The organism is Microcoleus sp. B3-D2 (assembly GCF_036705345.1).
GTDB lineage: Bacteria > Cyanobacteriota > Cyanobacteriia > Cyanobacteriales > Microcoleaceae > Microcoleus.
Genome location: NZ_JAUBUG010000057.1, coordinates 1 through 5500, shown reverse-complemented (window position 1 = coordinate 5500; position 5500 = coordinate 1). Strand labels below are relative to the sequence as shown.

General features: G+C 46.1%; 5 protein-coding genes and 2 tRNA genes. 3 read left to right on the top strand and 4 right to left on the bottom strand.

Annotated elements, in window-relative coordinates; all coding sequences use genetic code 11:
* Together QUB14_RS20420 and QUB14_RS20415 are read left to right on the top strand one after the other, a co-directional pair.
* Positions 1 to 73 (top strand) — tRNA-Met (locus QUB14_RS20420).
* A gap of 74 nt (positions 74 to 147) precedes the next feature.
* Positions 148 to 224 (top strand) — tRNA-Met (locus tag QUB14_RS20415).
* Positions 225 to 272: 48 nt separating this feature from the next.
* Here the strand turns inward: QUB14_RS20415 and QUB14_RS20410 are convergent.
* The 4 genes from QUB14_RS20410 to QUB14_RS20395 form a co-directional block, all read right to left on the bottom strand.
* The gene (locus tag QUB14_RS20410) at positions 273 to 458 is read right to left on the bottom strand and encodes a hypothetical protein (RefSeq protein ID WP_333218771.1); all 186 of its coding nucleotides are present in this window, start codon (positions 456 to 458) and stop codon (positions 273 to 275) included.
* A 543-nt stretch (positions 459 to 1001) separates the two neighbouring features.
* Entirely contained in the window at positions 1002 to 1190 is a 189-nt protein-coding gene (locus QUB14_RS20405; RefSeq protein ID WP_190663201.1) for a DUF2949 domain-containing protein, read from the bottom strand.
* Positions 1191 to 1420: 230 nt separating this feature from the next.
* A complete protein-coding gene (locus tag QUB14_RS20400) occupies positions 1421 to 1825 on the bottom strand; it encodes a hypothetical protein (RefSeq protein ID WP_333297291.1) in 405 nt (134 codons plus the stop codon).
* Between the two features lie 422 nt (positions 1826 to 2247).
* A complete protein-coding gene (locus QUB14_RS20395) occupies positions 2248 to 2442 on the bottom strand; it encodes a hypothetical protein (protein ID WP_333218769.1) in 195 nt (64 codons plus the stop codon).
* 51 nt (positions 2443 to 2493) lie between these two features.
* On the opposite strand from QUB14_RS20395, the gene QUB14_RS20390 reads away from it, so the two are divergent.
* Complete coding sequence (locus QUB14_RS20390; RefSeq protein WP_333218768.1) at positions 2494 to 5382, top strand: PAS domain S-box protein; 2889 nt, start codon at positions 2494 to 2496, stop codon at positions 5380 to 5382.
* The last annotated feature ends 118 nt before the right edge of the window (positions 5383 to 5500 follow it).

Genomic DNA, 5500 nt, shown 5'->3' with positions numbered 1-5500 from the left:
GGATAGAGCAGCCTGGTAGCTCGTCGGGCTCATAACCCGAAGGTCAGTGGTTCAAATCCACTTCCCGCCACCAAATTCAAGCGAACCCTGTAATCGTTAAGGTTTCAGGGTTTTGTTTTTGGAAACCACTAGAGAGAGACAAAGCGACGCGGGATAGAGCAGCCTGGTAGCTCGTCGGGCTCATAACCCGAAGGTCAGTGGTTCAAATCCACTTCCCGCCACCAAATTAAACAAGACACGCCCCGGCCACCTAAAAGTTGCTGGGGTTTGTTTTATGCCGTCTGTTGTATGCCGTCGGCGATCGCATCTTCGACAGATTGATAGCGTTTCCGGTTGCACGAGCGACATGATATAGAGGACAAGGCACTGCCGTCTAGAAAGCTGTGGGTAATATTAATTCCGATGCTGCCAGATTTGATTTGACATCCACCCCGACCTGAAGGTACGGGGATTCCCAAACCTCACGATTTGAATTTCTGCTTCTTCGCAACTGCCTCCACCCTAAAAGAGATTTGGTCTTATGTTCGCTCCACAGACTAACCCCGCAAGCCCTGCGGTTTTTACGTGTCGAATACCAAACGGAATTCTTCTTCGTTTTGATTCTAGGGATGTTTGCCATTGCCCTATCCTCTTTTCCCGGTCTACCGATTTTGCGAAAGCCGCCAGCACCTCGGGCTGAACTTCGCTCGTATAGGCTGTTTGATCCATCGTCTCGGGTGGGTCGTTGACCAATTATATTGTAATATAAAGCCGTCCTAAAAGGACGAGGTTTATACCCAATTTTCTGATGAAAGCAGTTTATTTTAGGTGGCAATAAAAATGAGGACACAGCAGTGCTGTGCCCCTGCTGTATATTTGTATTTTTCTAATTGGGACAAAATAAGACCCACCCTCAACCTAAACACTCAACCCTATACTTTCCGACGACCGTTTGTGCAAGCTTTATTTGTCAAAAAATTGCAATCGGATATCCATATTTTTTAACTCAGGATTTTAAATTGCTAAATCGGCTGAGCTTGAATCCAATCAAAAATCAGGTTTAACTGTTCCAGTGTTACTAACCCGTACTGCCACAGAACCATCGGCAGTTCGCTGGCATCTTGTTCACCGTGTCGGAGAGCAACGGCGATCGCAGAATTCGATATCGCCAACTCCCCCCGCAAATAATCGATCAGTTGAGCCTTTCCCATCACCTTCACCGCCAGTTTTATGCGCTATTGTAAAGATATGTAGCTAATCGGTCTGTATCGGAAGTTTAATTGGTCTAATTTTAGGTTCACAATAGAGAACCTGGTGTGATGGAAACCGCACAAAACTTGTGATAAAACTCAGATAAAAAAGCGATCGCAGTCACAATAACTCCGAGAATTAAAAAGTGGGTTCCGCGATCGCTTGCTTCAAATGAATTAATTTAAAATTGCTAAAGTCCTAGCTGAAGCTGAACTCCCGCTTCTGTACCGCTGTCGGTTTGTTTAGGAGGTAAAGGATTTGCTTGACGCTGGGCGTCCGAAGGAGTAGTAATAAATTCCAAGGGGCCATCGATTTTGAGGCGAAATGTGTCGCCCAAGCTGCTTTCCCTTCTAGCAGAATTAGCCGCCGTTTCTGGTTCACCAATCAAGTTTTGGTAGTCCGAGTCTAAGGTTCTGTCCTCCACAGCCCTCAACGAATCCCCAGATAAAGTCGTTTCCGAATATTGGGGCGCTGGTTGCAGTCTTTGTTGGGCGAGAACCGCCGGGGTCAAACCGATAAAAATTGAGCTCAGTCCGAGAGCAGTGCCAAGAGTAGCAATAACTGCGTTCATCATCCATGCCTCCGCTAGTTGCATCCTACTATGCGCTTATTGTACCGAGCCAGAATTAAGTTGCACTCTATCAAAAGTAGCTGCTTGTGGAGATATCAATTGCAGTTGCTGTGAAAACTTATAATTTTCGATCGCGCTATCGGAAAAATAGAACTGACCCCGCAAACCGGTTGAAACCCCAGAATACGTCATTTCAGGAATGAGTCAACCAAAAACTCGATTTGTTTGATTAGGGCGCGTCAGGAGTGGAAAAATAGTTAGTGGTGGATGCACGGGTGGCTATTCACCAATTGGTTTTTTCACGACAATAGTTAGTTACAGCCCGCCAAAAGGCTAAAAAAACCCGGTTTCTGAAACCGGTTAAAAAAAAGAATGCAACAGCCTGCAACTTCTAAACCCTTACAGACTCAGTTTTTCCCAATTATTCAATTCTTTAATCTCAAAATCTATAATAGTATGAGTGTGTAGAGTGCATTCAGGATTGATACTGCATTCATCTCGATCGCCAATGTTCCCAAAGCTCGCGATCGCGCTAAGATGGCGGTGGCAGTCGTTAAAAATTCCGTTGCCAGCGGCAGATTCCGAGTTATTAACAGCACTTTGCCTACTAAAACCATCTCAACTTCAAAACCTGCGCTCATCAAGTTGTACTTGACCGGAATGTTGTGGGTTAATAATAGTTCTGCTTTACCATGCCAATCAAATATCTGACCGACCCGATTTTAAAAATGTCGGGCAAAGTGCCAATTCGCATCGTCCTTGTTGTGCCTTTTGCCCTCCAGACTTTCGCTGCGGTAGGGTTGACGGGGTGGCTGTCGCTGCGGAACGGGCGCACAGCCGTCAACCATGTTGCCGCACAACTGCGGACAGAAGTCACATCGCGTATCCAGCAACATATTAATAGTTATATTGAAACGCCACACCAAATCAATCAGCTCAATCTTGATGCCATCCGTCTCGGCATTGTGAACGAGCAGGATAGTGATAGTTTGCAACGCTACTTCTACAAACAAATCAAAATTTTTGATAAAATTAGCTACATTCAATTCGCATCCGAAGAAAAAGATTTTATTGGAGTTGAACGCCTCGACGACGGCAAGTTGCAAGTTCAAATTTCTAATCAATCTACTGGCTATAACTTTCAAAGCTACGCGCCGTCAGAGTTCGGGGAACCAACCAAGCTATTAAAAACTACTCTCAACTACGACCCCCGCGTCCGACCTTGGTATATAGCTCCGGTGCAGGCAGGGAAACCGACTTGGAGTAAAATTTATACTTATTTTGACGCTCCCAAACTAGCGATTACGGCTGCTCAACCAGTTTATGGCGAGGATGGTAAACTGATTGGCATCCTGGGTGCTGACTTGGCACTTTCCAAGCTCAATCAATTCTTGGAAACTCTAAAAATTGGCAAATCAGGACAGACTTTTATTGTAGAAAGGTCTGGGCAATTGGTGGCAAATTCTACTCGGGAACCGCCATTTATTGTTAGCAATGGTGTTGCGAAACGGATTGTGGCAGCGAGCAGCAAGAATGTTCTAATTCGATCGACCGCCCGCTATTTGACAGAACGCTTCGGGGATTTGCACAAAATTGACAGATCTCGCCAGTTAGATTTTACGATCGACGGTCAACGGCAATTTCTACAGGTGACGCCGCTTTTAGACAGCAGGGGCCTCGACTGGTTGATTGTGGTGACGGTTCCTGAAGCCGATTTTATGGAAAGGATTCATGCCAACACTCGGTATACTGTGGTGATGTGTCTGGGTGCTTTGGTGCTGGCAACGGCGATTGGCGCCCTGACTTCTAGGTGGATTGTTGTACCGATTCGGCGTCTGAGCAAGGCTGCGGAGGCTTTGTCCCGGGGAGAATGGGACGGGATGGCGGTAGATCCCGGCTTGATGGCATCTGTAGAGCGGGAGGATGAGGTGGGTGTCCTGGCTCGCTCTTTTAATATGATGGCCGGTCAATTGGAAGAGGCATTTACTACTCTCGAAGATCGGGTAGAATCTGCGATCGCCGACAAAAATCAATTAATTATTTCTCTGAAAAACTCGCAGCAAAAACTGGCTCTCCATCTTCACCAAACTCCTTTGGGAGCGATTGAATGGGATCTAAACTTTGAAGTAGCGGAATGGAATTTATCAGCGGAAAGAATTTTTGGATACAACCGCTTGGAAGCTATAGGACGCCACGGAGTCGATCTCATAGTTCCTGAAAGTGCTAAGGAGTATGTCAGGCAACTATCTATAACTTTGCTCACTAATCAAGGAGGAGTTACCAGCCTTAACGAGAACCTCAGAAAAGACGGCAAAATTATTCTTTGCGAGTGGTACAATACGACTTTAGTTGATCCGGACGGCAGCATCATTGGGGTGGCATCGCTGATTCAGGATGTGACTGAATTTCACAGTGCTATGGAGAAGTTGCGCGCCAGCGAGGAGCGGTTTCGCCAGTTGGCAGAAAATATTCATGAGGTATTTTGGATTAGAGAACCTAATCAAAAGCAGCTAGTTTATGTGAGCCCTGCTTGCGAAAAAATATGGAATTTGAGCTGTCAGAGTTTGCAGTCAGAACCGGAGGCTTTTTGGGATGCTATTCACCCGGAGGATCTCGATCGCGTCAAGGCTGCTTTTGAGAAACAGGTGCGGGGCGATTATGATGAGGAGTATCGGGTAGTGCGATCAGACTGTTCAGTTTGCTGGGTGCGCGATCGGGCTTTTCCAGTCCGCAGCCAAACCGGAGAAATTTACCGCATCGTCGGTATTGCCGAAGATATTACCCAGCGCAAATTAGCAGAAGAATTCCAAAAAGTCGCTCAAACCGCTCAAGCAGCAAACCAAGCCAAAAGCGCCTTTTTAGCTAATATGAGCCACGAATTGCGAACTCCCCTCAACGCGATTATTGGTTACAGCGATATGCTCAAAGAAGACGCCGAGGATTTAGGCTGCGAAGATTTTATCCCCGACTTGCAAAAAATTCAAACAGCGGGCAAACACTTGCTATCTTTAATTAGCGACATTCTAGATATTTCTAAGATTGAAGCGGGTCGGATGGAACTTTACTTAGAAACTTTCAACCCGGTTAATTTAATTGACGAGGTAGTTTCTACTGTCAAACCCTTGGTAGATAAAAACTTTAATAAGTTTGAAGTTGATTGTGGTAGCGACTTGGGAATGATGTATGCTGACATTACCAAAACTCGTCAAATATTGCTCAACCTGCTGAGCAATGCAGCCAAATTTACGGAAGGTGGCACTATTACCCTCTGTATTGAAAGAGTTAAACATGACAGCTTAACCACTCAAGAAATAGCAGAACCTTCCGACTCAATAATTTTTCGCGTAGCTGATACGGGGATTGGGATTCCCCCCCAACAATTGCAGCATTTATTTCAAGCTTTTATGCAGGGCGACGCCTCAACTACGCGCAAGTACGGAGGCACCGGTTTGGGATTGACTATTAGCCGTCACTTTTGCGTGATGATGGGTGGCGATATACACGTTGAAAGCGAGGTAGGTTGCGGTTCGGTTTTTACTGTGTGCTTGCCGGCCCGCGTTGAATTATTGGTAAGCAATTAGTCTTCCTATCCGGGACGCACTTGTTACACAAAAAACCAGGTTCATTGACCGAAGAACGAGACGCAAGCCCCTGGCTTTAGACACGGGGATAAGTCGGCAGCGGTTTCAACCGCCTTCA

Coding starts and splice junctions, on each gene's coding strand:
- QUB14_RS20405 (WP_190663201.1), bottom strand. CDS start 1,190: ATGGGAAAGGCTCAACTGATCGATTATTTGCGGGGGGAGTTGGCGATA.
- QUB14_RS20400 (WP_333297291.1), bottom strand. CDS start 1,825: ATGCAACTAGCGGAGGCATGGATGATGAACGCAGTTATTGCTACTCTT.
- QUB14_RS20395 (WP_333218769.1), bottom strand. CDS start 2,442: ATGAGCGCAGGTTTTGAAGTTGAGATGGTTTTAGTAGGCAAAGTGCTG.
- QUB14_RS20390 (WP_333218768.1), top strand. CDS start 2,494: ATGCCAATCAAATATCTGACCGACCCGATTTTAAAAATGTCGGGCAAA.